This window comes from Paenibacillus mesophilus (genome assembly GCF_005938385.1).
GTDB lineage: Bacteria > Bacillota > Bacilli > Paenibacillales > NBRC-103111 > Paenibacillus_AB > Paenibacillus_AB mesophilus.
Window position 1 is genome coordinate 114094 of sequence record NZ_VCRA01000009.1, and the last position, 26961, is coordinate 141054.

The window sequence follows — 26961 nt, forward strand, 5'->3', positions numbered from 1 at the left end:
AAAGGATGAGGGCTGCTTCGTTTAGTTCCTCTGTTATTTGGACTAGCCGATAAATTCTTGAACCCACTCGCTGTTATAGTAGGCTATCCCGATTTGGGTGAAGCTGCTGTTCAGGATATTGGCGCGGTGGCCGGGACTGTTCATCCATTGGTTCATGACTTCGGTCGGACTTCTTTGGCCTTTGGCGATATTTTCTCCCGCCGTATTATAGGTAATCCCGTATTTTTGCATCATATCGAACGGAGATCCGTAAGTCGGCGACTGATGGTCGAAATAATTGTTGTTGTACATATCCTGCGCTTTGGCCATAGCCACATTGGACAAACTACTGTTCATACTGAGGGGCTGCAGGCCGGCCTTCGATCTTTCTTGATTTACCAAATCCAGCACTTGCTGAGCATATTGAGACGTATCGGCGGACTGTTGCGGATTCGCAGGCGGATACGCCGGGTATTGCCCCGGTGCCGGTGTCGGTGTTGTTGTCGGAGTGGGAGCCGGTGTCGGCGCCGGTACCGTAATGCCTTGGAACCAGTCCATCCAACTGCCATCGGGCGCTTGTGTTATCGACATGGTCCCCGCATTCGGTGTAGAAATGGATGACGCTTGGGTTAAGTTTGACATTGGAGCGGCACTGCGAGAAGGTGCTTCCACCTTTGTTTGTTTAGGTGTTACTTGCTTTTTTGTTACATTATTTTGGCTCGAACAACCTATAACGAGTAGTAATACCGCTACGATAAATATTTTATTAATACCAATTCCTCCTTGAACCGTTATGTCGATCGAACAAAGTTTTTGCAAAGCGGCTTTGATTTATTCAGACTTCATTCCAAAGTCCCATCCCCAAAAAGAAAAACCACTTCTTAACGAAGTGGATTCTGAATCTACTCCTATTCAATTGATCAATCCGAGTTTCTGTAACGTCCTTATGAAAACAACCGCCGCTTGTGCGCGAGTCGTTTCGCCTTTCGGATTGAACGTACCTTCATCCGTGCCTGTCATGATTTGAAGCGTAACCATCGTGCGAACGTCGTCCAAGTAAGCCTTATCTACTTTTCCGATATCCTTATAGCCGTTTAAGCTGACTCGTTCCTTAATGTTCAGCAGTTTTTCAAGGGAAATCACGGTCGCCAGCATGCTTGCCATTTCCTCGCGGGTCAACGGTTGATCAGGCTTGAAGCTATTGTCCGTCACGTACTTTAGTAGTCCCAGTTCCTTCGCTTTAACTACTGCTTCGAAATACCACGCGCCGGACTTTACATCGTGATATGGCGCCGTGTTGGCCGTTGATTTGCCGCGTCCAAGCGCCCGGATTAACATAGCGGTAAATTCCGCTCTGGTTACGGTTCGGTCCGGGTCGTACAGGCCGTCGCCTACTCCATCAACAAGTCCTTTCGCTGCGGCAAGCCGGACAAACGACCCGCTCCAATGATTGTGCACATCGGTAAAGCTCACTGTGTTCTCCGCGACAACGTACACACTGTTTGAATGAGAGCGAATCATCACATACCATACGTCGTCAATTTGCACCTTCTCGGCGGCGACAAACTCGAATGTTCCCGTTGTTTCGTTAAAGCGGAATGCGCCCCATTGCTCCGGCAAGCCGTTCACATTTTTCGGCATCGGAATAACTCTTGTCAACGCCTGACTGAACTTGTCTGCCGTTCCGATCGTTTGCCCGCTCTTAATTACGATAATCTCTATGTTGAAATCGACAATAGCGCCTAAGACTTTACCATTCGGCAGATCGCTGTCAAACGCCGTAACAATGTCCCTATCTCCGGATTTGTCGGTCAAAGTAACCTTGAAGCTGATATCCTCGGCTTTAAGGTTGTTTGCAGCAAGCAATTCCTGCAGCCCCGGAATGAGCGACGCCAGATTGACCGGCACTTGATAGCTGCCGTAAGGGGTCTTGATCTCGATGAGGAAGGCGGCGTTTTTGCCCTCCAAGTTAGTCAAGATACTTGCCGGGATGCTGACAAAGGCCACGCCGTCTTTAGGCGTCGTTTCAAGCGTGACGGACGGCTTCGAAGTGTCGATTTTGTCCGGATCGAGCGTGACCCCGTTCGGGTCGATTATTGGCCCGGCGACGGCAGGCTCCGCAGGCTCTGAATCGTATCCGCCATAGCCCCCGGACTCGCCGTTCACTGTAACCGTTGTGGACTTTCCTGCAACCTCCGCTCCATTCAGATAAACTGTCAACGTATAGGTTTTGCGACTTGTGTCCGTGTTTGGCGGTATAGCGACGGTTGCTTCTGCGCTTGTCGCACTTTTTATGGTGGCTGTGGCTGCTTCTGTCCCATCCATGTATATTTTAACCGACTGCCCCATAAGATTTGAGCCAGTTAGGGTGGCTGTTGTGCTGCCCCCGGATCTAGCAAGGGTTGCCGGATTCATTGTAATGTTACTTACCACAGGCACAGCAACGGTAAAACTTGCAGTTGCCTCATCGAGTGTATTGTGGTAGGCGTTTTCCACGACGTTGCCGGTAACTTTTACTTTGTAAGTGCCATCTTGAAGAGGGTTGTTAAACGTAAACGTATACGTCCTGGAAGGTTCATCATAGCTTGCCGTATAATTTGAAAATGCTGTACTATCCTTCTCCATGCTGAATAGGGAAAGTGCATCGGAAGAAGTAAACAACTTCCCATCCGCCACCCGATATACGGGTTCGTTGACTGAAACGGTAATCGAGGCAGGCGAACCGGTAAAGATCTGGTTGGCTGTGAATCCGCCGAATGAAACGGTAGGCTTGGTGGTGTCGTACATGAAACTCAAGATGTTAGACTCGGTACTGCTGTTGGCGGCTGCATCGGCTGCCACGCCCGCCGCAACATTTACCGTTACCGCTTGACCGCTCGTGGTCGGAGTGATCGTGGCGGTGTAAACAGGTGCATGGTCAGCATTAAAATTTGAAACCGTGCCGTTACCAACAACGATGTCGTTCACATCAAAGTCGGTTACCGCTTCGCTAAAGGTAACGGTAATCGGGAAAGCGGCGCTTACCGTCGTGCCAGCTGTGCTTGATAGGGCAACTGTCGGCTTGGTGCTGTCGTACATGAAACTCAAGATGTTAGACTCGGTACTACTGTTGGCAGCTGCATCGTCTGCCACGCCCGCCGCAACATTTACCGTTACCGCCTGACCGCTCGTGGTCGGAGTGATCGTGGCGGTGTAAACAGTTGCATGGTCAGCATTAAAGTTTGAAACCGTGCCGTTACCAACAACGATGTCGTTCACATCAAAGTTGGTTACCGCTTCGCTAAAGGTAACGGTAATCGGGAAAGCGGCGTTTACCGTCGCGCCGACTATGCTTGATAGAGCAACCCTCGGCTTGGTGCTGTCGTACATGAAACTTAAAGTATTAGATTCGGTATTGCCGTTGGCAGCTGCATCGGTTGCTGCGTCCGCTGCAACTTTTACCGTTACCGCCTGACCGCTCGTTGTCGGGGTGACCGTGGCGGTGTAAACAGGCGCATGGTCAGCATTAAAGTTTGAAACGGTGCCGTTATCGACAACGATGTCGTTCGCATCAAAACCGGCTACAGCCTCGCTGAAGGTGACGGTAACCGGGAACGAGGCGTTCACCATACTGCTGGCTGTGCTTGAAATGGCAACCGTCGGCTTGGTGCTGTCGTACATGAAACTCAAAGTGTTAGACACGGTACTGCTGTTGGCGGCTGCATCAGTTGCCGCGCCCGCTGCAACATGTACCGTTACTGCCTGGCCTCTCGTAATCGGGGTAATCGTGGCGGTGTAATCAGAAGCACTGACGGCAATAAAATTGGAAACCGTACTGTTACCAACATCGATGTCGTTTGCATCAAAGCCGGTTACAGCTTCGCTAAAGGTGACGGTAATCGGGAAAGCGGCATTTACCGTCGCGCCGGCTGTGCTTGATAGGGTAACCGTCGGCTTGGTGGGGTCGTACATTACACTCAAAGTGTTAGACTCGGTATTGCCGTTGGCAGCTGCATCGGTTGCTGCGTCCGCTGCAACATTTACCGTTACCGCCTGATCGCTCGTTGTCGGGGTGACCGTGGCCGTGTAAACAGCCTCACTGACCGCATTAAAATTTGAAGCAGTGCCGTTACCGATAACGATGTCGCTCGCCTCAAAGCCGGCTACAGCCTCGCTGAAGGTGACGGTAATCGGGAACGGTACGTTCACTGTACTAACTGCCGGTCCGGACAGATTAACGGTTGGCCGGGTAGCGTCAATGGTAAAAGCAAGCTGTGGCGCCGCAACTATCGGATTATACGTATCCTTGACCGTAATATGTAAGGTATAAGTTCCGCTGCCGAGCCCTGCGAGCGGGATCGTGCGGCCTATCGATTGCGCGCGGCCGTCGGCATACACGCTGTACGTTACGGTTGTAACGGTAGCGTTCGAACTATCCCGAATCGTATAATCGACGGTGAGATGCTCGCCGATACTGACGTTATATACCGTTCCCGTCACTGACAATTCGTTCTGGCCGGGGGATAGATTATACAATGTCACAACAAGCGGATCCACTGCAAGTCCCGGCTTGAACGCAAGCAGGTATGGATACCTATCCCCATCGCTATAGCCCCAAAACGAGGTATCCCAGCCTGTGAAGATGTTCGTAACTTTCATGCCCTCCGTGGTGATTAGGGTTCCACCGGCACTGGCTGATTGGCCGGAAGTGTCCTTGTTCCAGTACGAGCCCGGGAAGGCGTTGCCGGTATCATTCCGGCCCACTAGGCCACCAACCCCAGAGCTCCCGGTTACATGGCCCGCAGCATATGAATTTTCGATAGAACCTGAATTGTGGTAGCCTACCAAGCCACCTACTTCTCGGTCCCCGATTACATTGCCCGCTGCATAGGAGTTCCGGATTGTGCCGGCGTTCGTGCCCACCAAGCCGCCATGCCTCCATGACCCCCCGCTGACATGAACGAGCGCATACGAATTCTCGATCGTACCTACGTTGACACCCGCCAGACCGCCGGCGGCAGCATCAGGCCCGCTCATGCTTATCCTGCCGGTTGCAATCGAGTTTCGAATCGTACTACCGGATAAGAGGTTGCCCACCAAGGCGCCCCCAGGCGCACTGATACCAGGCTCACCCCTGCCGGTCACATTGATATCGAGCAAACGAATATTCATCAATTGAGCATTAGCGCCTATGACCCCGAAAAGCCCGACTGGTATTAATGGACGGTCGATCGTCATGTTACGGATCACATATCCATTCCCGTCCAACGTTCCTTTGAACGGGCTTGAGCTAGTACCGATCGGCATCCATCCTCCGTTGTCCGGACCGGCTCCGTCGAAATCATAGCCGGACAGATCGATGTCCCGTCCCAGTTTATAGTGTTTCGACAAACTATTGCGGATATCGGACAATTGCTGAGCGTTCATGATGATGATCGGATCTGCAGGCGAGTCACCCGGCGCCGCATGAACTTCAGTCGTCCGTACGGTAAGCGAAAGCGTTTGAATGACGAGCATAAACAAAATTACGCAAACGATTGTTTTTCTCATTATTTTATTTCCTCTCTATCAGGATCAAATCTATCAGGGCAGCTCAATAGATCAAGACATCAGCTTGACGAGTCCTTGGATAAGCACCTTCGCATCCGTCCCTCCGAATAGAACGGAAAAAAGTGTATATCCTTCGTTGAACGCAATGACCTGCCTCGCGATTAGAACGGGATCTTTGTCAGGCGTGATCCACCCTTGCTCCTGCAGAACTACTATCAACTTTTCGATTCCTCCGACCCATTCCCGGTATTTCTGCTTGAGCGCGCTCTGAATGACCGGGTCCCCTTTCGTTTGTTGATAGAAATCGGCCAGCACGACTATCCAATTATCGACCTCCTTGAGCATCTGCCCGAGCCGCGTAAGGACAATCGTGATTATCTTTTCCAGCGTAGTATCTTCCGGGCTATATTCCTTCGGCACGTCTGTCCAGCCGTTCGTTATTTGCATTTGATAATCCAGAACATGCAAGAATAACTGTTCCTTGCTCTTGAAATGAACATAGAATGCGCCCTTCGTATGGCCGGTCAGCTCCACAATATCTCCGAGCGTCGTCGAAGCGTAACCCTTCGCCGAAAAACATTTCAAACCGGCTTCGAGAAGTTGCTGATAGGTCGATTCTCTTTTCAATTGAAACTTATTTTTTTTCATGGATAGCTCCTGAAAAGTTATTTTATAGCGCAGTTTTATTTAATTACATTCCGTATAGTATGTATTCTAGTTACATAAAATGTCATCTGTCAAGGAAATGATAGAAATAGAGAAACCTTACCGTGTGCAGGGGAAACAAATAGAGCAATTCATGATAAATGCAGTTACATATTCGGTGGTATACTTTAACAGAGACGACGACACGGAGCTTGCTTCAATGGAATGGAGGGAACCGTTCGAAAATGAGCAATAACTGGAAAAAGAATGCCACGCTTTTCCTGGCCAGCCAAACGGTATCGCTTTTCGGATCCGCTTTGGTTCAGTACGCGATTATGTGGTATATCACGTTAAACACTCAATCGGGTGTAATGATGACGATATCCATCATCTGCGGCTTCTTGCCAACGTTTTTTCTTTCCCCGTTTGCCGGAGTATGGGCCGATCGTTACGATCGAAAGAAACTGATCATGCTTTCCGACTCGTTAATTGCCGTGTCCACGCTTGCGCTCGCGATTTTGTATCTTATCGGCTATGACGTGCTGTGGCTGCTTTTTCTCATGTCAGCCATACGCGCGCTCGGAACAGGGATCCATACCCCCGCGGTCAGCGCTTTTATTCCGCAGCTTGTGCCGGAAGATAAGCTTACGAAGGTCAACGCGGCCTACAGCAGCATTCAATCGGTGGTGATGCTGCTTTCGCCGATGGCCAGCGGCGCGTTGCTGACGGTGGCATCCATCGAATCCATTTTCTTCATCGATGTCATTACGGCAGCCATAGCGGTATCGATCCTGTACATCTTCTTGCGCGTACCTGTCCATGCAAAGGCCATGAACAACCAGGAGATCAGTTATTTAGACGACATGCGCAAAGGCTTCGCTTACATTAAGAATCATGACTATGTACGGACTTTCTTTTTGTTTATGACCGTCTTCATGTTCTTGGCCGCTCCCGTAGCGTTCTTAACTCCTCTTCAGGTTACGCGGACCTTCGGCAACGATGTTTGGCGATTGACGGCTATCGAGATTACGTTTTCGATCGGTATGATGGCAGGCGGCCTTCTTATGGCTTCCTGGGGAGGGTTCAAAAACAAGGTGCGCACGATGGTGCTCTCCGGCGTCTTAATGGGCGTATGTACGGTAGCGCTTGGCATTGTGCCCGTGTTTTGGATTTACCTGCTCTTCATGGGCTTGTTCGGCCTTGCGATGCCGATGTTTAACACACCATCTACGGTTATGCTGCAGCAGAAGGTAGAAGGGGATTTTCTCGGCCGGGTATTCGGCATATTCGGGATGATCGCGAGCAGCATGATGCCTCTCGGAATGTTAGTATTTGGGCCTATCGCTGATGTGATCGAAATCGAATGGCTGCTTATTGGCACCGGCTTGCTGTTGCTCGCTCTAGGTCTGGTTATGCTCGGCAATAAAGTATTGATCCAGGCTGGACAGCCTTCTCCTTCGGCGGAGGAGAAGGCGTGATGGCTTGAGAGACCTTTAACCGGAGCAAGTAGAAGCTGTTCAAGAGTGAGATAGGCGCGAATGATAAGAGGCTGCAGAGGGGGTTCCTTTGCAGCCTTTTTTGTTGACTGAGAACAAGCTACCGATGATTTTATAGGGGCGACTGATCTCTGTCCTGTTTTCTCTTCATTCTAGTGCCGAATAGGATGAGCGCGACGTAAATTGCGATAGCAATCGAATCGATTAACGTATCCGTAAGTGCTGAAAGGTCATGAAAAGCCGTTACGCCAACAATGACCAACAGTCGGAAGATCAGAATCGACACGATCATCCATGCGGCAAACCGGATTCCCGATCGCTCGCTTTGCAAGGACATAAAAATGAATGCGATGCCGAAGATCAGATTTTCCGCCGTGATGATGTGCCAGACATACGTGAAGACCGTCCGGGTATCCATGGATATCGCCCTAACGTCGAGCGTCGGCAGCACAGCGGATTGCCCGTTCCATGCGTGCGTGACGGCAAACAGCATCGCAAGAACGCCTGCAATCAGATAATAAAAATTCCTAACCTTTACGTTCATTACATTCCTCCTCGTCAGTTCCCGGTTCAGCCTTTCGGATATCCTTGTAAATCTCGCGGACGATCTCTGCCAGATGCAGGTCGCTTTCATGATTAAAGTCTCTCAGCGTTTCGGCTGCGACGTCGAGCAGTCGACTAACCTTTTCCAAATGAGCAATTTTTTTGCGCGTTTCTGCGTTTTTAGCATCGAGGAACGTGGCAATCTCTTCGCAATAAGCGGGGTCGATATTTTTCATCCTGTGAAAACCAAACTTCCCTCTGATTTCGTCAAGAGAAAAATCCGCAAACTGCATGATCTGAATATTCATCAAGTCGATGAGGTCGTCCTTCGAATACCTGCGGTACCGATTATCTTCCCGGGACGGCGATACGATCCCTATCCGGTCGTAGTACCGAAGCGTATCCTTCGGCATCCCAAGTATCCGCGAAACCTCTTGTATAGAATAAAGTTTTTCCATGAATTCAAAATATCATTGGAGTCGACTCCAATGTCAAGTCAGTTTAATATATATTTTCTCGCAAATCGCTGCCAGCGATGCGCTCTCCCGCCATAGTAAGTCACACTACCCTTGGATTCAATTTCTAAATAATGGAGTTTTACTTCAAGGACAATTTATCAGCCTCACTCACCCTTGTTTTAGTTGATGCATATGATACTTGGAAAATATTCGTGGATATCGACAGGATAACGCTATAGAAACCTAATGGTTAAGAAAGGGGATTAGTGAATGGATAGGAAGCTTCATTTGGGATGCGGCAGAACGATTTTACCAGGCTGGGTCAATCTGGATGTAGTTGCCATGCCCGGGGTGGACATCATTGCCAATCTGGATGAGTGCGCGACTACACCGCTGCCGTTCAATGATGATAGTTTTGTTAGTTTCTTTGCCAGTCATCTGATTGAGCATATCCGTCATCCGCTTCCACTGATGCAGGAGCTTCACCGGATCGCCAAGCCCGGGGCAACCGCTATTTTCCGACTTCCGTACGGATCAAGTGACGATGCATACGAGGATCCAACGCATGTAAGGCAGTATTTTTTGCAATCATTCGGGTATTTCTCCCAACCCTATTATTGGCGCGCGGATTACGGATTCCGGGGCGACTGGCTTACTGAAAAAATAACACTTTATGTCGATCGCAAGAGATACGGCGATAAATCGATAGACGAGGTTTTAAATGACATCATGAAGTACAGGAACGTAGTGACGGAGATGGTTGCCGAATTGAAAGCCGTGAAGCCGATCAGGGAGTCCCGAAAAGATCTGCAGATCGCGCCGCGGATTGAAATTGCTTATACGGGCTAATAAGTGAGAATATTCAGAGCGCAAGATCATAAAAAAAATCCGCAAACCTTATTGGTTGCGGATTTTTACTTTCTATGGAGTCTAGGGGGTATGGAAATCCTGATTGAACTTTCCGAAGAGGTGAATGCACCGATACGCTCTCCCGCGTTGGTTAGGTTAACCACCCCCAAATGTAAGGCGCACTCCTAGTTATCGAATCCCGCGATTCCTCAATCTATCATTGAGCGGATCATCACATACCATATGCCATCGATCCATGCCGTGCTCGTTCGCTGCACTTCCTGCGCGTGGTCTGAACCGCTGACCTAATCGCTGCCAGCGATGCGCTCTCGCACCGTGGTTAGTTTCACAGCCCCAATTTGCCTAAGGACGAGAATCTGCATGTATGATAAGAAATCTTAACACGGTTTTAAGCTTCTCCGATTTCGTCTTTCGAGGATCTGCCAAATAGATCTCCCGATGTACTTTGCTGGTACGGATATAACCATTCTCTTCACAGTACGCTTCCATTCGGGCAAAGCTTTTCGGTTCGTCGTCAAACCTGCCGATGTGCATCATTTGACAACACAATCCTTCTTCCACATGCTCAAACCGGACTTTCTCAAGGAATGGATTAGGCTTTTTCTTTTTCGTCTGTTCTAGAAACCGCACAAACCATTGTTCTGTCAAAAAATCGGGTTGGCGTATCATAATCGTATATTTCAAATTGTTTTTGTCCGTCGCCGGCTTGGTCCGATCAAGCAAGTCCCACACGCCCTCAAGCGGAAAAACCGTATATTCGTAGTATCCGGTCGGTACATCGTCACTTTTGTAAGACATTCTCACCGCATAACTCAAACTGTACAAAGCTTCTACCGCCCGGGCAAATTCCTCACCGTTAGGGTTTCCAGAACCACTTACCATAAGAAAAGGCATCCTCGGCACTTTCACAATTTCCGGTAACCTATTAGGCATATAAAGTTGTTTAAAATCTTTCTTATAATCTATCTTTTTACTCAAAGCCTATCTCTCCTCGTATAAGGTTTTTTATATATTTTAACAGTTAGAACATGACAACTTTATGTCATATTCAAAGGAACAATACAAAAACGAAATTATTCCTTAGTCTTCAAATACTCATCATGCTTAAATCCCCAGTCGCACATGCATCTCAACACAACGGATAAAGTGTTTCCGTGTGCTGACAGCGAATACTCGACCCGGGGCGGTATTTCTTGATAGACAGCCCTTGTTACAAGTCCATCGCGTTCAAGTTCGCGAAGATGACTAGTCAGCATCCCTTGCGTTACATGCGGCAAGAGACGTCGCAGCTCTCCAAACCGTTTCGTCCCCTCTTCCAGTAAAATAAATAAAATGAGTGGTTTCCACTTCCCGCCAATTACACTTAGCGTCGAAATAATCCCATGGGTTGTTACGGAATTGCCCGCACGATCTTCCATAAAATTCAGCCCCTCTTCACTTGTTGTTACCTGTATTAATTATTGCGTATTTATCCTTTTTTAAATAGTAGTACGATTTTTCATACTGGCACGAGAATAGAAGCGGGTCGTGGAAATCGTCGCTGCAGTATCACATTCGAAACCCTTGTCATACGCTATTCGTCTGTTTTTCAGTACCAAGTACGAAAATAATGCGTACTTTTCAATATTAAAAATTTAGAGATAATCGAGTATGTATTCACTTATAAGCCCAATGCAGAAAGGATTGAAGCTAGATGAAAAATTCTCTAACAGGTAAGGTCGCTCTTGTTACCGGAGGCAGTCGCGGCATTGGCGCAGCCATTGCCACAAGGTTAGCCGAGGAAGGGGCGGACGTAGCTTTCACCTATTTACATGCCGCTGACAAAGCTTTATCCGTTGTCAAGAAAATCGAAGGGACAGGCCAAAATGGGCTTGCAATTCAAGCCGATAGCGCAGTTCCTGAAGCTGTCATCCGAGCAGTGAACCAAACGGCGGCGAAGTTCGGCAGGTTTGACATTCTCGTTAATAATGCCGGTATATTCCCGTACGGCTCATTTGAGGAGGTGTCGTTGGAAGAGATAGATCGTACATTGGCCATTCATGTCCGCGCTGTTTTCGTCGCCGTCCAAGCTGCGGTACGCTATATGAACGCCGGTGGCAGGATCATCAGCATTGGAAGTTGCCTCGCTGATCGCGTGCCCGATCCAGGAGTCGCCCTTTACGCAATGAGTAAATCAGCCCTCAACGGACTGACCAAAGGTTTAGCCCGTGACCTCGGACCACGCGGAATCACCGTGAATGTAGTCCATCCCGGTTCAACGGATACGGACATGAATCCCGCTGTCGGCCCAGGGGCTGAATATGAGAAAAAGCACATTGCACTCGGACACTATGGCCACGTTAATGATATTGCGGCCATGGTCGCGCATCTTGCAGGAGAAGGTGGCCGTTATGTGACCGGAGCATCGATTGCCGTAGACGGCGGTTTCGGGGCATGACACGGCTTGCATGGGCATGGATTATGTTGGTCAGTGCCGGTTTACTCGAAATCATCTGGGCGGTAGCTTTGAAATACTCTCACGGTTTCACACGGTTTTGGCCCAGCATAGTCGGAATTACTTTTGCTCTGTTAAGCTTTATCATGCTTTCGTTTTCAATGAAAAGTTTGCCCATAGGAACCGCTTATGCAGTCTGGGTCGGCGTCGGAACTCTAGGGGTAGCCATTGCTGGAATTGTTGCACTAGGTGAAAGCATTTCACCTCTTCGCATGGCCTCGCTGGTTCTGGTCATTCTTGGCATCATCGGATTGAAGCTTTTTGAGAAATAGGGCTTGATGATTGTAACAGGCGGGGATATGGAAATCCTGATTGAACTTTCGAAGAGGTGGATTCACCGATGACGATCTTAGCGGTGGATTTCCATGCCGTGCTCGTCCGCTGCGCTCCCTGCGCGCGGTCTGAACCCCTTGCAGGGGTTCGCTCCTCCAAAGTCTCCTGAAATGAAAAACTGCGATCCCGAAGGACTGCAGTTTTATTATTTATGGAGCCTAGGGAGATATTGAAATCCCGATTGAACTTTCGAAGAGGTGGATTCACCGATGACGATCTTAGCGGTAGATTTCCATGCCGTGCTCGTCCGCTGCGCTCCCTGCGCGCAGTCTGAACCCCTTGCAGGGGTTCGCTCTCCCGCATTGGTCGGTTTCACTGCCCCAAATTTCAATGGAATTTATACTTGACATATTGAATGGCCATCCGAAGAATATGCTTCTATGACAACTCAAGATCCAAAACTTGACGAAGCCACTCAGCCACCTGATGCGGGGCTTCCAAAGGGTATTGATGACCATAGGGGATGAAGGTTGTATCGATGTGCTTGAATCGTTCCGGAATATGATGTGCTGCATCCCGGTCACCCCAATGGATTCGTACTTTTTGGGCGTTCCATAATTCAGGTTTTAGCTGGAAAGACTGGACTTGCGTTAACGCTGACATGACCATTGCGTTGGAAGAACGAATGCGGGCCGACTGCAGATCATGAATGACGTAGTTCGAGTAGTGATCCAGTCGTTCGCTGTCCGCGATAAAGTCATTGGCTTTCAGCAGTGTTTTTCTGAACGCGGAGCGAGATATAAGTTTCATAATCGACCTGGTAACACCTGCATATTTATATTTGGCATGAATGGGATGCAGTACGGGCTGCAATAGCAAGAGTTGCCTGATCTGCTGCTCAATTCTTTCCATGACCTTAGCAGCGATAAGTCCGCCGAACGAATGACCAATCAAAATAACAGGGCGATTCAGCTCGTGAATCATTTCGATCACAGCCTCTACATAGCCGTCCATCAGAGAAGGATGATGATGACGCGGTGAATGACCGAATCCGGGAAGGTCCACCAGCCAAGTATTGACATCATTCAATTGTTTCGCTATTGGAACGAAACAATCGGCCCCGCTGAATGTTCCGTGCAGAAAAATAACCGGTGTTCCGTGATTCTCTTTTTCCAACGAAATCAGTTTGGATCTTCTGCGTTGCACGAACCCTTCGCGGTGCTCGGATGAGGGGTGGCTTAACCGGAAATCAAGATCGGCGATTACGTAGGGAAGCGTGGTCGGAACAACGGATGTCCGTACCCCGTTCTTGCGCTCAAGTTCAAACTTCGAGGTAACCGGGAATTCCGATTTCACGAGAAAATTCATCGATTCTTTGGGAATTCCCAATCGCTTGCCGATGCCAAGTCTTAATAAAGACTTCAACAAAGCAAGCGGAATTGTGCCGAAAGGCGGCGCCGCTCGCATCTCTATCGCAATTTGCCTGATCAATGAACGGATCGACGGACTATCCTGCTTGGGATCCAATAAAAAATACGTATTACTCGCAAGCTCCTTTGTTTGCACTAAGTTAACAATGAATGATGCGACATGATCAATATGTACCATCGGCAGCCAGTAGTCCTTGCCTCCTGGAACGAGTGGCATAAGATTCCTTCTCACAGAATCTACCAGTATACTAAGACCGCCAATCTGCTCCGTAATTCCCGAGTAAGAATGGCCGATGACGGTACTGGGATTAACCGTGGACAGCGGAATGCCTAACGGTTTTAGTGCTTTTCGTATATAGGAGTCCGCTTGAAATTTCATCTTCTCATACGGGGGAGCTTTCTCAAGAACGGCATCCAGATTGTGATTAGCATTTTGCTCGTTATATGGACTCATATAGCCAACAACATGAATGAATTGCTTCAATCCTTTCTTCATATGGATTTTTTCGGAAAGTTCGGCCAATTCGATGGCAGGATTAAGAAAAGCTTGCTCTGCCTCAGTCTGGCTTAACTCAATATTCATGGGACCGCCCGCATGAACGATGATATCGGAATTTTGTATTCGTTTGTAATCGTTCGCGGATAGCCCTAATTTCGGTTTCGACAAATCTCCTATTACTGCAGTAACGTGTTGCGCCTCAAGCAAATGTAACCGCCCGAGGGTATGTTGAAAGCGATCAAGACTTCTCACGAGTACAATAATGTCGTGATGTTTGGATATTAACTCGGCAAGAATATGGCTACCGATATAACCTGTCCCGCCAGTCAGGAATATTTTCAATTGAATCATCTGCCTTTCGATTCATTTAATAGTACTGAATAGTGCTAGTCTGTGCAAAAAAAATGACTTAAGTAACTAATCACTTAAGCATCGAAGCAAAAGCTTGAATAAGATTCTGAGCTAGCATTGGATTGTTGGTGGCCTTGGTTAGGAATAGAGCTCCTTCGATGGAGGTGACAATCAATGCCGCTGTCTCATGGACGGGCAGATTCCGGCTCAATTCTTTCTTTTCCATGCCTTCTTCCAGCAGTTTCTCAACAACTTGTAGTTGTTTATCGAAGAATGCTTTTATTTTAGCTCTCGCTTCCGAAGAGGAATGGGAAGTCTGCGTATAAAGTGTCAGGAACGGACATCCACCAACATAATCGATTTGTTCATTATCCTCCGTGAGGATTCGAAATAATCGCTCCATTTTTGCAGGAATGGACATGTCTTGCGTCAAGGTACGGGAAATTCGTTCTTCATACCGCGAGATCAATTGGTCGACAATTGCTAACAAAAGCTCCTCCTTACTTTTATAGTGGTAATAAATGTTGGTTTTTGAAACTTTGCTGAGGGCAACAATTTCGTCCATGCTTGTCACTTGAAACCCTTTTGTTAGAAATAAGGTCGATGCGGTCTGCAGGACGATATCTTTGTTTGAAATGCTTGATCTTTTGTTTGTCATATTACTACTATACAGTACTATAATATGTATGTCAAACCTGGATGTGATTGGAAATGATGCTCGAACATTATGGGGTTCGCTCTTTCGCCAACAACATTGCCAAATAAGAAAAACGTCTATCGACGTACTTCAGGGATGAGCACCGCGATTTAGCGGAAGTTTTTCTTGGTAAAGAAAGTCTCACTTCGCTTTAACGCTTTAGCGAAGTTAAACTTTTCTTTATCGTTCAAAAAACACGCCGGATTGGCGTGTTTGAAGTTTATGTATGGTGGAGCCAAGGGATGTTTCAATCTCTGATTGAACTTGCTGACGAAGCCTATTCGACGAGGACAACCTTAGCGGTAGATTGAAACGCCGTGCTCGTCGCTGACGATCCTGCGCGCGGACTGAACCCCGAGGTTCGCCCCTTATGGAGCCTAGGGGGATATGGAAATCCTCATTGAACTTTCCGAAGAGGTGGATTCACCGATGACGATCTTAGCGGTAGATTTCCATGCCGTGCTCGTCCGCTGCGCTCCCTGCGCGCGGTCTGAACCCCTTGCAGGGGTTCGCTCGGCCCCTAGGCCATAAAAAAAGAACACGGACCAGATGGTCCGCATTCTTTTTTTTTATGGAGCCTAGGGGGATCGAACCCCTGACCTCATCGCTGCCAGCGATGCGCTCTCCCAGCTGAGCTAAGGCCCCGAAGCGACTTTTTTAGTATACAACAGGCAGTACGGGCTTTGCAACTTTTTTGGTCGCTTTCGCAAAAAGTTATATAACTTTAAAAATTCTGAAAAGTAAGTCGTTAACGCAAGCTTAACATCGGACGTCGTCAATGTGTAGTAAAATAGTAACAAAAACGGGACTTTATGCGGAGCTGGGCTTGTGAACATTTTCGATCTGTTGAAGCAGTGGAAAGAGTCGCAAACGATCATCGAATTGCACTATATTCATGCGGGGGCCAAGAAGATTGCGCATGGCCGGATTTACTCGTTTGACCTCGGTCAGCAAAACATTTTGTTCTACAACGAAGACAAAAAAAGCGTGGACAATATTTCGCTCGCGCAAATCGAAGACGCTATCTCGGCGTTTGCTACGCGGCCCGAGGCGGATAAGGCAGCGGCGAATCCGACCGGCAAACAATCAGCCGAAGCCGACACGAGCAAGCAAGCCGGGCAAAAAAAACCTCGATCTCAAGGAAGAAATCGTGCTTCTGATCGAAGAGCTGAGCACCCCGGATCTGTATGCGTTATACCCGATGATTATGCATCTGGCTAGGCGACAGGAGAAGAGGGCAGCTTCGATTAAGTAAGAAAAAACCGGCCTGTGCCGGAATGCCGATAGCCTGCAGGCGGATGGGCAATCCTATGCACAAGCCGGGTGGACGTTCTACATTTTCATGACGCCGCCTTTGCTGGCGTTGGTCACGAGCGCGGAATAGCGGGCGAGGTAGCCGCGCTTGATTTTCGGCTCGAAGCCAGCCCATGCCGCACGGCGGCGCTCCAGCTCTTCGTCGCTTACTTCAAGCGTAATTTTCCGGTTGTTCATGTCGAGCTCGATGATATCGCCGTCGTGTACGAACGCGATCGGACCGCCTTCGGCCGCTTCCGGAGAAACGTGGCCGATCGAAATGCCGCGGGACGCGCCCGAGAACCGGCCGTCGGTAATCAGGCCGACCTTCGTGCCGAGACCCATTCCGACGATTTGCGAAGTAGGGGCGAGCATTTCCGGCATGCCCGGACCGCCCTTAGGTCCTTCGTAGCGGATGACGACGACATGACCTTCCTTCACTTTGCCGTTCGCGATGCCGGAAAGCGCTTCTTCCTGGGAATCGAAGCAGATCGCCGGGCCGCGGTGGTAGCCGCCGACCGATTTGTCGACTGCGCCGACCTTGATAATCGAGCCGTTCGGTGCGAGATTGCCGAACATGACGGACAAGCCGCCTTCCTTGCTGTGCGGGTCGTCGATCGAACGGATGACGGTGGAATCCGTAATATCGGAGCCGGCCACGTTTTCACGCAGCGTTTTGCCGGATACGGTCAGCACGGTTCCGTCAAGAGCGCCTTCCTTCTTGAACAGCTCGTTGATGATCGCGCTCACGCCGCCCGCATTGTGCAGGTCTTCGATATGATGGTCGGAAGCCGGTGCAAGCTTACATAAATACGGTACGCGTTTCGCGACTTCGTTAATGCGCTCGATCGGATAGTCGATCTCCGCCTCGTGAGCGAGAGCGAGCGTATGCAGTACCGTGTTCGTGGAGCCGCCCATGGCCATGTCGAGCGCGAACGCGTTGTCGATCGAAGCCTTGGTCACGATGTCGCGAGGCTTGATGTCTTGCTTGATCAGCTCCATCAGCTGCTTGGCGGATTTCTTCACGAATTCGCGGCGTTCCGGAGCAACGGCGAGAATCGTACCGTTACCCGGCAGAGCGAGTCCGAGTACTTCGGCGAGACAGTTCATCGAGTTGGCGGTAAACATGCCCGAACACGAGCCGCATGTCGGACAGCCGAATTGCTCGAGCTCCTCCAAGCTTTTCTCGTCGATTTTGCCGGTCATGTACGCGCCGACGCCTTCGAAGACGGAAGTGAGCGAGATGGCGCGGCCATCCTTCGTCCGTCCGGCTTTCATCGGTCCGCCGCTGACGAAGATCGTCGGAATGTTGACACGCAGAGCGGCCATCATCATGCCCGGGGTGATCTTGTCGCAGTTCGGAATGCATACCATGCCGTCAAACCAGTGCGCGTTAACCATCGTTTCCACGGAATCCGCGATAATCTCGCGGCTCGCGAGCGAATAGCGCATGCCGATGTGACCCATCGCGATGCCGTCGTCGACCCCGATCGTATTGAATTCGAACGGAACGCCGCCCGCTTCGCGAATCGCTTCCTTGACGATTTGACCGAACTCCTGCAAATGCACGTGTCCCGGAACGATGTCGAGGTACGAGTTGCATACCGCGATGAACGGTTTGTCGAAATCTTCTTCTTTAACGCCCGCGGCGCGCAGCAGACTGCGGTGCGGCGCACGGTCGAATCCTCGCTTGATCATGTCCGATCTCATTTTGGACTTAGACATATAACGTGTTCCTCCTTGAATAGAGCATGGAAGTAGTTCGGCACGAGTGCGTCGAAAAAACTAACTGACTTCTATTCTAGCAAAAAAACGAGAAATATGCTCTATTTCGAGTATACTTTCTTATTCCAAAGGCAAAATAATGGGGGCTCCCCCAGAAGTAATCGGAATAAGCTACAAAGCAGATCTTCACTTCTGGGGGATTCATAATGGGGGCTCCCCAGAAGTAATAGGAATAACTACGAAGCAGATCTTCACTTCTGGGGGATTCATAACGGAAAAAGACCCGTTTACAGGCGGCAAATTTCCTTCGGACACAGCTCGCAGTGGCATATTTGCTGCAAGTAGCTCAAGTCGGTAATCAGCAAATGGCCGTCCCTCTGATCGATCGCGCCTTCCCGCTTCCATTCGGCCAGCATCCGGTTGACGCTTTCCCGTGCGGCTCCGATCGTATCGGCCAGCTCGGCGTGGGTCCATTTCTCCGTAATAAGGATTCCTTCCGGAGTCGCTTTGCCGAACGTATTCGCCAGTCTGATAATCGTGGAGCACAGCGCGCCGGGTTTGCCGTACAGCATCAGATCGCGGAATTTCGTTTGCGTCAGCCGGTGCATAAGTCCCATCCATTTCATGAACTCGACGGCCAGATCGCCATATTGCCACAGAAGCATTTCCAGATCGGATTTCAAGACGACGCCGATCGTGCAGGGCTCTATCGCTCTGGCCGTGAAGCTTTGCCGCGAGTCCGAGTACGGATCGAACTGTCCCATAAAGTCCCCTTCGCGGAACAAATACATGACGAATTCTTTGCCGTCCTCGTTCGTCTTCGTGCATTTCACTTTCCCGGTTCTGATATAATAGAGTTTGTCAGCCAAATCGCCTTCCCAATAGACGCCGGAGCCTGCCTCCACGTGGATCTCGTGCATGATTCGCGTAAGCTTATCCATGCTGTCCACGGAGAAGCAGGAAGTATTCGCGGCGACGTGAGGTTGAGATGATGTCATCGGATCGACCTCCCAATCATCCATTGTTTCGGCACTAGTATATCCGAAAGGATACCGGGCAGATGTGACGCATGTCACTGGTCGGATGCCGGAGTGTGACCGATTTCATACGGGTGAGCGGAATAGGCGTGAGAAAGGTGGAATGGAACTATGCTGAGCGGAGTCATATTGGCGGGCGGTGAGAATCGCCGTATGGGAGGCCGTCACAAGGCGCTGCTTCCGATAGGCGGGGAAAAGCTCGTTCAGCGGCAAATTCGCCTGATGGCACCGGTCTGTCCGGAAATCATCGTCGTAACGAATGATCCGGAGCTGTTTGCGCCGCATGTGGGCCGATCGGTCAAGATCGTTGCAGACCATTTTCCGGGAAAAGGCCCGCTGGCCGGAATGCACGCCGCCCTTTCCGACGCCGGGAACGAGCATGCTTGGGTCGTCGGGTGCGACATGCCGTTTCTGTCCTCCGATGCCGCACGTCATATGCTGGATAAGCTGCAGCGCATGGAGCTGGATGCGGTCATTCCCCGATTGGACGGGAGGCTCCACCCGCTTCACGGTGTGTATCGGTCCGCATGCGTCAAGCAGATCGCCGAATTACTGGCGGACGATACGTACCGGGTTATGGAGCTTTTCGGGAAAATACGCTGGGAGCCGCTGCATGACGGGGAAATCACCGGAATCGATTTGCGATTTGCGGTCAATGCGAACACGCCCGAGGAGTGGGCGGAAGTTCTCCGTATGGAAGGCGGCTGAGACGGCTCTTGGCATCGTGCGAGAGAATAAATGAAAATAAAAACTGCAGCCGCGTCCTATATTTGTAGGGGCGGGCTTTTTGTTTTTTTCGACAATATCCGCGACTCCGGTTGTCACGGTTCTATCAATTCGCGCATAACCTGATAGAAACGAGGGAGGGGGATCGTTGCCATGCAGCAGTTCGGCTTCAACTCATTAATCGGAATCGGAGGGGCGGTCGCAAACTACATGTTCGGCGGATGGAGCGAATTGACGCAGCTGCTGTTCCTCGTGATTGCGCTGGATTACGTGACCGGGATTGCCGCTTCAATCAAAATCGGCAAAGGACTGAACAGCGAGAGAGGCTTCTGGGGAATATGGAAAAAAGGGCTGATCGTCGTTATCGTCATGATCGGTCACCGCTTCGATTTGCTGCTCGGTACGGATATGTTCATGGCCGGCTTTATTTACTTTTATTTGGCGAACGAGCTTATTTCGATTACGGAAAATTGCGGCCTTCTCGGCTTGCCTTTGCCCGGAGGGATCCGCAAGCTGATCGAGGTATTGAAAGATAAAGGGGACGATCGGAAATAGGCCGTACGTCCCTGTTTCATGTTTCGACAATGGGGGTAAAAAACTAATAACATTTTTCGGGCATACGGTAACATTTTTCAACCGGTGTACGTATAGAATATAAGGAGGTATTTTTTGGACAGCTAAACTTGCCAGAAGGAGGCTAGAACACATGCCTTATTACATAAGCTACAAAGGGAAAAAGCTCGGCTCCCCGCTGTCGAAGCATGAAGCCGAGGAGAAGCTGCTCGTCTTAAGCCGGTGCTTCCAGCAGCTGGAAATCGTGAGGGATAACACGCAGCCGGTAAAGGCGACCTTTATCCACGGAGCGCTTGTCGAAACAAAATGAAAGAACCTTTTCTTCGGAAAGGTTCTTTTTTCTATGGGTGCCGTATATGGATTTGGAACGACTATTCTTCCGAAGGGCGAGGGAGAATGCGGAAGCTTTCCTTGGTCGGCTTGGCGGAATACTCCAAGCTTGTATTCGTATTGTTGGCGATTGCGCGGGAGATGACGTTATGGAACAGCTTTTGCTTGATAAAGGCTACGGTCGCATATTTGCTGTCGCTTGAAGGATTTTCTTCGAAATAAATTTTGCCTTGCTTGCCGTCGAGCTTCTTGATTTTGTTCAAATTGACGAGATTCGTCTTGTCCAGCAAATCGAAGCCGCTGTCGAAGAAATGGTCGTACAACTCGGAAAGCGTGGATAGATGATAATATTTCTCATCCAATGTATGGTAGACGATGTTGCGTTTCTCGATATTAATATACAGCACGTCTTCCAAATCTAGCATTACGAGTTCCGTTTCGTGCTCGTTTTTGGCTTTCAGGACGGGGATCATCATAGCTCTTTCCTCCGTTTAAAGTCTTGTACAACTTCATTTTACAACAATTCCCAAGTAATGACAATCCCTGTACGATCATTCCCGACAATTATTCGTCCCATTTTTTGGAATACCCTTTATTCAGGGCGATAATAAATATTCCGATAATGACGACCGTCATGATGCCAAGCAAAACCCATATCCCTACCATCTTCGCATTTCCTCTCCTTATCGGGTCCGTTCCTCGTAGTATCTATATTACTATACACGATATTTGTTAAAAAAGGTATATTTGCTATAGAAAAGTAAGAGAAACACTTATCGAAGCAATTCAAGGTGAGCGACCGCGATTCAGAGGAAGTTTCTCTTGGTAAAGTAAATCGCATTTCGATTTGTACATACGAATTTAGATTTTCTTTAACGAAAAGAGAAACACTTATCGAAGCAATTCAAATATAAAAAGAGAAATGCGGTTTTTTGGCGTTTCTTGACGATGGCAACCTCCGAGGCTAAACTGGATAAGACGAGACCGGTTTGCTTCGGAAGCGCGCATAAGCGGCCGGCTCAATCGGTGGGATGGTGAGAATAGTGATGATTCGGCCGCTGGAAGCGAAATTGGAAATGGAAGATATCGGGCAGGCGATGTTCGTCGTCTTGGTCGTTGTGCTCACTTTCGCCGTGACGATGGTTTGGGCCAAATGGAACAAGCGCAAGCGCGACAGAAAGTAGGGGGAAACGGATGTATTATGTCAATCAGGAACAAATAGGCGAAAGACTGGACCTTATTCCCGTCTTGTCCGGGGCGTCCGAGCGGTTGTGCGGGGAGTGGCGGGAAGGCCGTCCCGACTTGCTGCAGGCGCTGGCGCAAGAGCGGCTGCTTCATCTCGCTTTGGAGCTGGTGACCGATGTGGGCAGCCTGCTGATCGACGGTTTTTTGATGCGCGACGCAAGCAGCTACGAGGATATCGTGGAAATTCTTCGGACGGAAGGCGTATTTCCCGAGGAGCTGTTCGAGCCGCTGCAGGCGCTTGTAAGGCTTCGCAAGCCGTTGGTGCAGGAATATGCCGGCCTGGAACGGGACAGTCTGTATCCGCTCACTCGGCAGCTTCCCGGACTGCTGTCGGCATTCGGCCAGTCGGTAAGGCAGTTTATAGCCAAGGAATTGGCTTAGACGCCGGCGGAGGACGCGGTGCTGCGGTTTCGATCGGCATTCGCCCTATTTATGAAACAATGTTGTTTATTAATTTACTTATGTCCGAAAATGCGATAAAATGACGGTAGCGCGCGTCTCAAGCAACTGACGTGTAATAGACACCGGGTGGTGCGATCCGATTTGAATATGGAACAAGAATCCTCCACAAGAAAAACGATCGTCAAGATGCTTAAGACGGGAGGGCCTCTCGGCGTGAGCGAAATGGCGAAACGGCTCGAGATTACCGAGATGGCCGTACGGCGCCACTTGAACACGCTGGAGAGGGACGGTTATATCGATTCGCATATTGTCCGCCAAAGCATGGGAAGACCGATGCACGTCTACCGGTTGACCGAAGCGGCGGAGGATTTGTTTCCCAAAAATTATCATACGCTGACGCTTGATTTGCTCGGCGAGCTGGGCGACGATCGGACGATCGGCCAACTGTTCGGCAAGCGCAAGGAGAAGCTGCTCCAGAAGTATGAGCCGAGCATGGAAGGCAAGACGCTGGAGGAGCGCGTCGAGAAGCTCGCGGACATTCAGAACGCGAACGGATATATGGCCGATTGGGAGCGGACGGAAGACGGCTTTGTGCTGCAGGAGTTCAATTGCCCGATCTCGCAGGTGGCGAACCAATACAACGAAGCTTGCGAATGCGAGCAGCAGCTGTTCGAGAAGCTGCTCGAAGTGAAGGTGGAGCGGACGGAATGTTTGGCCAAGGGCGGGGGCAAGTGCGTGTACCATATCGGGACGAAGAAAGAATGAAATGAATAACACCGGCATGTCCTGGCGAGAGCCTAATGGACGTACCGGTGTTTTTTTTGGTTTATTCCCCTTCGGCAAAGGCTCTCGTCTTGTCCGTCAGCTGCGAAGCGCGTTCGGTCACCCAGGCGAAGTTGCCCGCTTCGATTTCCTTCAAATTGATCACATAGCCGCCGATTCCAACTGCATGGCAGCCGCAGCGCATAAAGTCGGCGATATTATCCGTATTGACTCCGCCGACGGCGACCATCGGAATATGCTTGAGCGGGCCTTGCAGCTCCTTGATATAGTCCAGTCCGAGGCTTGCGCTCGGGAACACCTTGACCGCGGTTGCGCCCGCTTTCCAGGCGCGCACGATTTCCGTAGGCGTCATGGCACCGGGGAAAATCGGAATTCCCGCGTCGCGGCAGCGGCGGATCACTTCTTCATCCGTATTCGGAGTTACGATGAACGATGCTCCGGCGTCAATCGCGACCTGCAAATCATCGGAATCGAGCACGGTGCCGGCCCCGATATACAGGCGATCGCCGTAGGTACGCTGAAGCTGACGGATCATATCCGGCGCGCCGGGCGTATTCAGCGTTATTTCAAGCACGGTGATGCCCCCGGCGAGAAGCGCCGCGGCCAGCTTGTCGATATCGGATTCGCGGACGCCGCGAAGAATGGCGATAATGCGGGTATGGTTGATTTCGGACAACCCTTGTTCGCGTTCCATGATCAGACTCCTTTTCTCAGGTAGCGTTGTTATCATTATAGCTCGACTCCGGGCTGCCGTCTAATGGCCGGCTGACAGGCTTCGGCAAATAGTTTCATTTTTTTTCATGTCGGCTGTGTCAAACCGCCCCCAATGAACTTATAATATAACTAAGAACTGGGCATTCGTCTAGGAGTGATTTGCGATACACAAGAGAGGTGAAGCGTGTTGATCATTGAAATTAGCGTAGCTTGCATCGCTGCAGGATTTCTCGTACTGGTCGCCTTTCTGGTCGCCGCCTTGCAATCCGCCAGAGCTTCCTTGCAACAGGTGAACGAGACGCTGGCCCACATCGACGCGAAGATGGATGCGATCAGTCAAGAAACCGTGAAGCTGATGCATTCGACGCAGCTCATCGCCGACGACGTTCAGGGCAAAATGAAATCAGTGGATTCGTTGTTCCAGTCGATCGGGCAAGTGGGGGAATCGGTCAGTCAAATTACGACTTCCGTCAGGCAAGTGTCCGCCACCGTATCGGATTCCGTCAGGAGAGCCGGAGATAAAGTGAACCGGGAGCGGAATCAGGCGGCCGAACTGATGGAATGGGCGACGCTTGGCCTTCATCTGTGGCGCAAATGGCAATCCCGAAGACAACAAAGCGATTCACGACCTACCAAAAAGAACGAAAGGGATGAGAACGATGTCTGATCATAGCGGAAGAAGCAAAGACTTTTTGCTCGGCGCCATCGTCGGCAGCGTGCTCGGGGCCGTTACGGCGCTGCTGCTTGCCCCGAAGAGCGGTAAAGAGCTGAGGGCGGATATTTCCGAGAAGGCACACACGATCAGCGAGAAAACCCAGGAGCTGGCCGGTACGGTCGGCGCCAAAACCCAGGAGCTCGCGAAAAACGTATCCGTGCACACCGACGAATGGGTGCAGAAGGCGAAGGAAGTCGTCGACACGGTATCGGAAGAAGTGAAAACCTGGAAAGAATCGCGCAAGGAAGTGGCGATCTCGGAAGAGGAAATGATGCCGGCCGACGCCGAAGTATTGTCGAGACGTCAATTGAGATAATGCAAGAAGAGGCTCCCGGATAACGGGGGCCTCTTCTTAAGTTGATGCCGGATATGCGGTTACCATTTCGAAGGATCGATTTTGCTGATGTCGAGCCCTTCCCAGATGTTGCGGATCGGCGCCGTCTCCGGATGCTCGAACACGAGAAAGGCGGTAGGCAAGTACCGTTCGCCGTGCGGGCTCGCGGGCTTGTTGATGATCTCGTTGTTGTGCACCAGAACGGTGGACGAGCCGCCGTCCAAATTCGCGGCGATGATCGCGCCTTTTTCCAGGAAAATTTGCTGGATGTCGTACAGCGTAGCCCCGATGCTGTGCGGCTGGCGTCCGTCGATGATTGCAAACAGAATCGTACCATCCGCCGTTTGCGCCATGCACGTTCTCGGCGCGATGCCCCAGCCGCTCGCCTGATCCTTGATCAGCCCTTTGCCGTCGACGATAAACTTCGGCGTGAACGTGACCGCCTCCTGCACGCCCATCTCGAGCATTTGCTTGGGCGTATATTTCCCGGCGACCATCCGGCCTTCCTTGTCGATCCCTACGATCGATGTGGACGTATTCATGGCGCCGTCGTTGTAAAAAATTTTGCCCCCGGAGATGACGATGCCCGTCGGCTGGAAGCCGTTGCCCATCCATTCGGGATCGACGAAGCCTCCGGCGTTGACACCCGCTATCGCGCCGGTCCGTTTCACCATGCTGGACACTTTCTCGCCTTTGCCGACTTTATCCGGAACGGCCAGCCGTATTTTTTTCGGATCGTGCACGATGAGCAGATGGCCTTTGAACTTCGCGCCTTCGATCGGCTCGATTTCGATAAGCGGCTTGGCCTTCTCCTGCTTCTGTTCGGGCGGCGGTGTGTGCACCTGAACGGAAATGGTGCTCTCCGTTTGGGACATTTCCTCGAACTGCTGCATATACTTGGCGACTTGGCGGTCCAGTCCTTCTTGTCCGATCAAATATTTCGCCCAATGGCGGTGCTGGGTCGTAATAAGCGTATCAGCCATCATGTATCGTAATTCATTGCCTGAAGCCGTCAAGAAAAACCATCCGCTGAACAGCGCGGTGGACACGATCATCAGGATTGCAAGATTGCGCAGCCATCTCAAGACCCGTCGTTTCTTTTTTTGTCGCCGCGGGCGGGTTGGCGGGGGATTGGCGGCCTTTGGGTTGCGTGCTATGGGATCCATCGAAGTTCCTTTCCGTTAAAAAGTTGGGTATTCTATACAATTGACGTACGAGACGGCAAAAAGTTTCATTTTGCCCGGCGGGAAGACCTGGCAACCGACTGGAATATCGGGCGTGAAGGCGGCCGGGCGAAAGCGGCTTCTTTCCATAAAGTGCCTCGATCCACTATAATGGAGAGGAGTTCCTATCGGCAAATTTCATTAAGTAAAGGAGCAGCTTATTAACGATGCGCAAATTCATGGTCGAGAACGGCCTTCACCTCTCCTGGGCGATCGCGCTGGTCGCCATGCTCGGCAGCCTATATTTTTCCGAGGTCAAAGGGTTTCTGCCTTGCAAGCTGTGCTGGTATCAGCGCATTCTGATGTATCCCCAAGTGTTCATTCTGGGCATCGCCTCGGTCCGCAAGCAGCCGGTCTACATGTATGTGCTGCCGATGACGCTGCTCGGGGCATGCATCTCGGTCTACCATTACCTGATGGAGAAAACGGACCTGTTCAAGTCGAATTCGTTCTCGTGCGGGATCGTGCCGTGCGATCTGGAGTATATCAACTGGTTCGGCTTCGTGACGATTCCGTTCTTGGCTTTGACGGCATTCGTGCTCATCTCCGCCATTCATATCGTCTTGTGGCGGATGGAGAAAGCGGACCGCGCCTGAC

The 26961-nt window shown here is 50.4% G+C and carries 28 protein-coding genes and 1 tRNA gene; 14 read left to right on the top strand and 15 right to left on the bottom strand.

Translation table 11 applies throughout. The features are described from left to right. Positions 1 to 42: 42 nt before the first annotated feature. The 3 genes from FE783_RS17725 to FE783_RS17735 form a co-directional block, all read right to left on the bottom strand. Entirely contained in the window at positions 43 to 750 is a 708-nt protein-coding gene (locus FE783_RS17725; RefSeq protein ID WP_420799749.1) for a CAP domain-containing protein, read from the bottom strand. 141 nt (positions 751 to 891) lie between these two features. Continuing rightward, the gene (locus FE783_RS17730) at positions 892 to 5508 is read right to left on the bottom strand and encodes an Ig-like domain-containing protein (protein ID WP_138880722.1); all 4617 of its coding nucleotides are present in this window, start codon (positions 5506 to 5508) and stop codon (positions 892 to 894) included. A gap of 51 nt (positions 5509 to 5559) precedes the next feature. Beyond that, positions 5560 to 6156 carry a TetR/AcrR family transcriptional regulator gene (locus tag FE783_RS17735; protein WP_138880723.1) on the bottom strand — a complete coding sequence of 199 codons (597 nt, stop codon included), beginning with the start codon at positions 6154 to 6156 and terminating at the stop codon, positions 5560 to 5562. Positions 6157 to 6398: 242 nt separating this feature from the next. On the opposite strand from FE783_RS17735, the gene FE783_RS17740 reads away from it, so the two are divergent. Beyond that, positions 6399 to 7631, top strand: coding sequence for an MFS transporter (locus tag FE783_RS17740; RefSeq protein WP_138880724.1), 1233 nt, complete (start codon positions 6399 to 6401; stop codon positions 7629 to 7631). A 130-nt stretch (positions 7632 to 7761) separates the two neighbouring features. Here FE783_RS17740 and FE783_RS17745 read toward each other — a convergent pair whose 3' ends face one another. Then, positions 7762 to 8193: a hypothetical protein gene (locus tag FE783_RS17745; protein WP_138880725.1), complete on the bottom strand. Its 432-nt coding sequence runs from the start codon at positions 8191 to 8193 to the stop codon at positions 7762 to 7764. Next, positions 8177 to 8650 (bottom strand): MerR family transcriptional regulator, encoded by a 474-nt coding sequence (locus FE783_RS17750; protein ID WP_138880726.1) that lies wholly within the window; start codon positions 8648 to 8650, stop codon positions 8177 to 8179. Before FE783_RS17750 ends, FE783_RS17745 begins: the two co-directional genes overlap by 17 nt. A 270-nt stretch (positions 8651 to 8920) precedes the next feature. Between FE783_RS17750 and FE783_RS17755 the strand changes: the two genes are divergently transcribed. Next, positions 8921 to 9499 carry a class I SAM-dependent methyltransferase gene (locus FE783_RS17755; RefSeq protein WP_138880727.1) on the top strand — a complete coding sequence of 193 codons (579 nt, stop codon included), beginning with the start codon at positions 8921 to 8923 and terminating at the stop codon, positions 9497 to 9499. Positions 9500 to 9862: 363 nt separating this feature from the next. On the opposite strand, the gene FE783_RS17760 is transcribed toward FE783_RS17755, so the two are convergent. Both FE783_RS17760 and FE783_RS17765 read right to left on the bottom strand, forming a co-directional pair. Then, the gene (locus FE783_RS17760) at positions 9863 to 10498 is read right to left on the bottom strand and encodes a GyrI-like domain-containing protein (protein WP_238403130.1); all 636 of its coding nucleotides are present in this window, start codon (positions 10496 to 10498) and stop codon (positions 9863 to 9865) included. Between the two features lie 95 nt (positions 10499 to 10593). Then, on the bottom strand, positions 10594 to 10938 hold the full coding sequence (locus FE783_RS17765) for a winged helix-turn-helix transcriptional regulator (RefSeq protein WP_138880728.1): 345 nt from the start codon (positions 10936 to 10938) through the stop codon (positions 10594 to 10596). 275 nt (positions 10939 to 11213) lie between these two features. On the opposite strand from FE783_RS17765, the gene FE783_RS17770 reads away from it, so the two are divergent. Further along, positions 11214 to 11957 (top strand): SDR family NAD(P)-dependent oxidoreductase, encoded by a 744-nt coding sequence (locus FE783_RS17770; protein WP_138880729.1) that lies wholly within the window; start codon positions 11214 to 11216, stop codon positions 11955 to 11957. Then, on the top strand, positions 11954 to 12286 hold the full coding sequence (gene sugE, locus FE783_RS17775) for a quaternary ammonium compound efflux SMR transporter SugE (protein WP_138880730.1): 333 nt from the start codon (positions 11954 to 11956) through the stop codon (positions 12284 to 12286). The genes FE783_RS17770 and sugE overlap by 4 nt, the downstream gene beginning before the upstream one ends. A 439-nt stretch (positions 12287 to 12725) precedes the next feature. Here sugE and FE783_RS17780 read toward each other — a convergent pair whose 3' ends face one another. From FE783_RS17780 to FE783_RS17790, 3 genes are all read right to left on the bottom strand, one after another. Further along, a complete protein-coding gene (locus tag FE783_RS17780) occupies positions 12726 to 14567 on the bottom strand; it encodes an alpha/beta fold hydrolase (RefSeq protein ID WP_238403131.1) in 1842 nt (613 codons plus the stop codon). Between the two features lie 70 nt (positions 14568 to 14637). Beyond that, complete coding sequence (locus tag FE783_RS17785; RefSeq protein WP_138880731.1) at positions 14638 to 15225, bottom strand: TetR/AcrR family transcriptional regulator; 588 nt, start codon at positions 15223 to 15225, stop codon at positions 14638 to 14640. Between the two features lie 611 nt (positions 15226 to 15836). Then, a tRNA-Ala gene (locus tag FE783_RS17790) sits at positions 15837 to 15909 on the bottom strand. Between the two features lie 183 nt (positions 15910 to 16092). Between FE783_RS17790 and FE783_RS17795 the strand changes: the two genes are divergently transcribed. After that, positions 16093 to 16485 carry a hypothetical protein gene (locus tag FE783_RS17795; RefSeq protein ID WP_138880732.1) on the top strand — a complete coding sequence of 131 codons (393 nt, stop codon included), beginning with the start codon at positions 16093 to 16095 and terminating at the stop codon, positions 16483 to 16485. A 111-nt stretch (positions 16486 to 16596) separates the two neighbouring features. Here FE783_RS17795 and ilvD read toward each other — a convergent pair whose 3' ends face one another. After that, positions 16597 to 18282 carry a dihydroxy-acid dehydratase gene (gene ilvD, locus FE783_RS17800; protein WP_138880733.1) on the bottom strand — a complete coding sequence of 562 codons (1686 nt, stop codon included), beginning with the start codon at positions 18280 to 18282 and terminating at the stop codon, positions 16597 to 16599. 287 nt (positions 18283 to 18569) lie between these two features. Next, the gene (locus FE783_RS17805; RefSeq protein ID WP_138880734.1) at positions 18570 to 19280 is read right to left on the bottom strand and encodes a Crp/Fnr family transcriptional regulator; all 711 of its coding nucleotides are present in this window, start codon (positions 19278 to 19280) and stop codon (positions 18570 to 18572) included. A gap of 150 nt (positions 19281 to 19430) precedes the next feature. Here FE783_RS17805 and mobA point away from each other — a divergent pair, with 150 nt between their 5' ends. The 3 genes from mobA (at position 19431) to FE783_RS37630 (ending at position 20928) form a co-directional block, all read left to right on the top strand. Further along, positions 19431 to 20027, top strand: coding sequence for a molybdenum cofactor guanylyltransferase (gene mobA / locus FE783_RS17810; protein ID WP_138880735.1), 597 nt, complete (start codon positions 19431 to 19433; stop codon positions 20025 to 20027). Between the two features lie 171 nt (positions 20028 to 20198). After that, positions 20199 to 20600, top strand: coding sequence for a phage holin family protein (locus FE783_RS17815; RefSeq protein ID WP_138880736.1), 402 nt, complete (start codon positions 20199 to 20201; stop codon positions 20598 to 20600). Positions 20601 to 20751: 151 nt separating this feature from the next. After that, entirely contained in the window at positions 20752 to 20928 is a 177-nt protein-coding gene (locus FE783_RS37630) for a hypothetical protein (RefSeq protein WP_158301888.1), read from the top strand. 61 nt (positions 20929 to 20989) lie between these two features. On the opposite strand, the gene FE783_RS17820 is transcribed toward FE783_RS37630, so the two are convergent. Further along, complete coding sequence (locus FE783_RS17820) at positions 20990 to 21424, bottom strand: LytTR family transcriptional regulator DNA-binding domain-containing protein (protein WP_138880737.1); 435 nt, start codon at positions 21422 to 21424, stop codon at positions 20990 to 20992. 567 nt (positions 21425 to 21991) lie between these two features. Between FE783_RS17820 and FE783_RS37635 the strand changes: the two genes are divergently transcribed. The 3 genes from FE783_RS37635 to FE783_RS17830 all read left to right on the top strand — a co-directional run bounded on the left by FE783_RS37635 (position 21992) and on the right by FE783_RS17830 (position 23360). Beyond that, on the top strand, positions 21992 to 22132 hold the full coding sequence (locus FE783_RS37635) for a hypothetical protein (protein ID WP_158301889.1): 141 nt from the start codon (positions 21992 to 21994) through the stop codon (positions 22130 to 22132). 10 nt (positions 22133 to 22142) lie between these two features. Next, positions 22143 to 22574: a DUF86 domain-containing protein gene (locus FE783_RS17825; protein ID WP_138880738.1), complete on the top strand. Its 432-nt coding sequence runs from the start codon at positions 22143 to 22145 to the stop codon at positions 22572 to 22574. A 162-nt stretch (positions 22575 to 22736) separates the two neighbouring features. Then, a complete protein-coding gene (locus FE783_RS17830; protein ID WP_238403132.1) occupies positions 22737 to 23360 on the top strand; it encodes a helix-turn-helix transcriptional regulator in 624 nt (207 codons plus the stop codon). A 61-nt stretch (positions 23361 to 23421) separates the two neighbouring features. Here the strand turns inward: FE783_RS17830 and FE783_RS17835 are convergent, their stop codons facing one another. Next, positions 23422 to 24072 (bottom strand): bifunctional 4-hydroxy-2-oxoglutarate aldolase/2-dehydro-3-deoxy-phosphogluconate aldolase, encoded by a 651-nt coding sequence (locus FE783_RS17835; RefSeq protein WP_138880739.1) that lies wholly within the window; start codon positions 24070 to 24072, stop codon positions 23422 to 23424. A gap of 204 nt (positions 24073 to 24276) precedes the next feature. Here FE783_RS17835 and FE783_RS17840 point away from each other — a divergent pair, with 204 nt between their 5' ends. Both FE783_RS17840 and FE783_RS17845 read left to right on the top strand, forming a co-directional pair. After that, on the top strand, positions 24277 to 24759 hold the full coding sequence (locus FE783_RS17840) for a DUF948 domain-containing protein (protein ID WP_138880740.1): 483 nt from the start codon (positions 24277 to 24279) through the stop codon (positions 24757 to 24759). Further along, on the top strand, positions 24752 to 25123 hold the full coding sequence (locus FE783_RS17845) for a YtxH domain-containing protein (RefSeq protein WP_138880741.1): 372 nt from the start codon (positions 24752 to 24754) through the stop codon (positions 25121 to 25123). Before FE783_RS17840 ends, FE783_RS17845 begins: the two co-directional genes overlap by 8 nt. Before the next feature lie 59 nt (positions 25124 to 25182). Here the strand turns inward: FE783_RS17845 and FE783_RS17850 are convergent, their stop codons facing one another. After that, positions 25183 to 26307: a phosphodiester glycosidase family protein gene (locus FE783_RS17850; RefSeq protein WP_138880742.1), complete on the bottom strand. Its 1125-nt coding sequence runs from the start codon at positions 26305 to 26307 to the stop codon at positions 25183 to 25185. A 224-nt stretch (positions 26308 to 26531) separates the two neighbouring features. On the opposite strand from FE783_RS17850, the gene FE783_RS17855 reads away from it, so the two are divergent. Beyond that, the gene (locus tag FE783_RS17855; protein ID WP_138880743.1) at positions 26532 to 26960 is read left to right on the top strand and encodes a disulfide oxidoreductase; all 429 of its coding nucleotides are present in this window, start codon (positions 26532 to 26534) and stop codon (positions 26958 to 26960) included. Position 26961 lies beyond the last annotated feature (1 nt).

Excerpts from the sequence above, each read along its gene's own strand:
- FE783_RS17855 (WP_138880743.1), top strand. The coding sequence starts at position 26,532 with ATGCGCAAATTCATGGTCGAGAACGGCCTTCACCTCTCCTGGGCGATC.
- FE783_RS17820 (WP_138880737.1), bottom strand. The coding sequence starts at position 21,424 with ATGATGATCCCCGTCCTGAAAGCCAAAAACGAGCACGAAACGGAACTC.
- FE783_RS17815 (WP_138880736.1), top strand. The coding sequence starts at position 20,199 with ATGCAGCAGTTCGGCTTCAACTCATTAATCGGAATCGGAGGGGCGGTC.
- mobA (WP_138880735.1), top strand. The coding sequence starts at position 19,431 with ATGCTGAGCGGAGTCATATTGGCGGGCGGTGAGAATCGCCGTATGGGA.
- FE783_RS17770 (WP_138880729.1), top strand. The coding sequence starts at position 11,214 with ATGAAAAATTCTCTAACAGGTAAGGTCGCTCTTGTTACCGGAGGCAGT.
- FE783_RS17805 (WP_138880734.1), bottom strand. The coding sequence starts at position 19,280 with ATGACATCATCTCAACCTCACGTCGCCGCGAATACTTCCTGCTTCTCC.
- FE783_RS37630 (WP_158301888.1), top strand. The coding sequence starts at position 20,752 with ATGCCTTATTACATAAGCTACAAAGGGAAAAAGCTCGGCTCCCCGCTG.
- FE783_RS17730 (WP_138880722.1), bottom strand. The coding sequence starts at position 5,508 with ATGAGAAAAACAATCGTTTGCGTAATTTTGTTTATGCTCGTCATTCAA.
- FE783_RS17780 (WP_238403131.1), bottom strand. The coding sequence starts at position 14,567 with ATGATTCAATTGAAAATATTCCTGACTGGCGGGACAGGTTATATCGGT.
- FE783_RS17750 (WP_138880726.1), bottom strand. The coding sequence starts at position 8,650 with ATGGAAAAACTTTATTCTATACAAGAGGTTTCGCGGATACTTGGGATG.
- sugE (WP_138880730.1), top strand. The coding sequence starts at position 11,954 with ATGACACGGCTTGCATGGGCATGGATTATGTTGGTCAGTGCCGGTTTA.
- FE783_RS17825 (WP_138880738.1), top strand. The coding sequence starts at position 22,143 with ATGTATTATGTCAATCAGGAACAAATAGGCGAAAGACTGGACCTTATT.
- FE783_RS17755 (WP_138880727.1), top strand. The coding sequence starts at position 8,921 with ATGGATAGGAAGCTTCATTTGGGATGCGGCAGAACGATTTTACCAGGC.
- ilvD (WP_138880733.1), bottom strand. The coding sequence starts at position 18,282 with ATGTCTAAGTCCAAAATGAGATCGGACATGATCAAGCGAGGATTCGAC.
- FE783_RS17850 (WP_138880742.1), bottom strand. The coding sequence starts at position 26,307 with ATGGATCCCATAGCACGCAACCCAAAGGCCGCCAATCCCCCGCCAACC.
- FE783_RS17765 (WP_138880728.1), bottom strand. The coding sequence starts at position 10,938 with ATGGAAGATCGTGCGGGCAATTCCGTAACAACCCATGGGATTATTTCG.
- FE783_RS17740 (WP_138880724.1), top strand. The coding sequence starts at position 6,399 with ATGAGCAATAACTGGAAAAAGAATGCCACGCTTTTCCTGGCCAGCCAA.
- FE783_RS17835 (WP_138880739.1), bottom strand. The coding sequence starts at position 24,072 with ATGGAACGCGAACAAGGGTTGTCCGAAATCAACCATACCCGCATTATC.
- FE783_RS17785 (WP_138880731.1), bottom strand. The coding sequence starts at position 15,225 with ATGACAAACAAAAGATCAAGCATTTCAAACAAAGATATCGTCCTGCAG.
- FE783_RS17845 (WP_138880741.1), top strand. The coding sequence starts at position 24,752 with ATGTCTGATCATAGCGGAAGAAGCAAAGACTTTTTGCTCGGCGCCATC.
- FE783_RS17735 (WP_138880723.1), bottom strand. The coding sequence starts at position 6,156 with ATGAAAAAAAATAAGTTTCAATTGAAAAGAGAATCGACCTATCAGCAA.
- FE783_RS17745 (WP_138880725.1), bottom strand. The coding sequence starts at position 8,193 with ATGAACGTAAAGGTTAGGAATTTTTATTATCTGATTGCAGGCGTTCTT.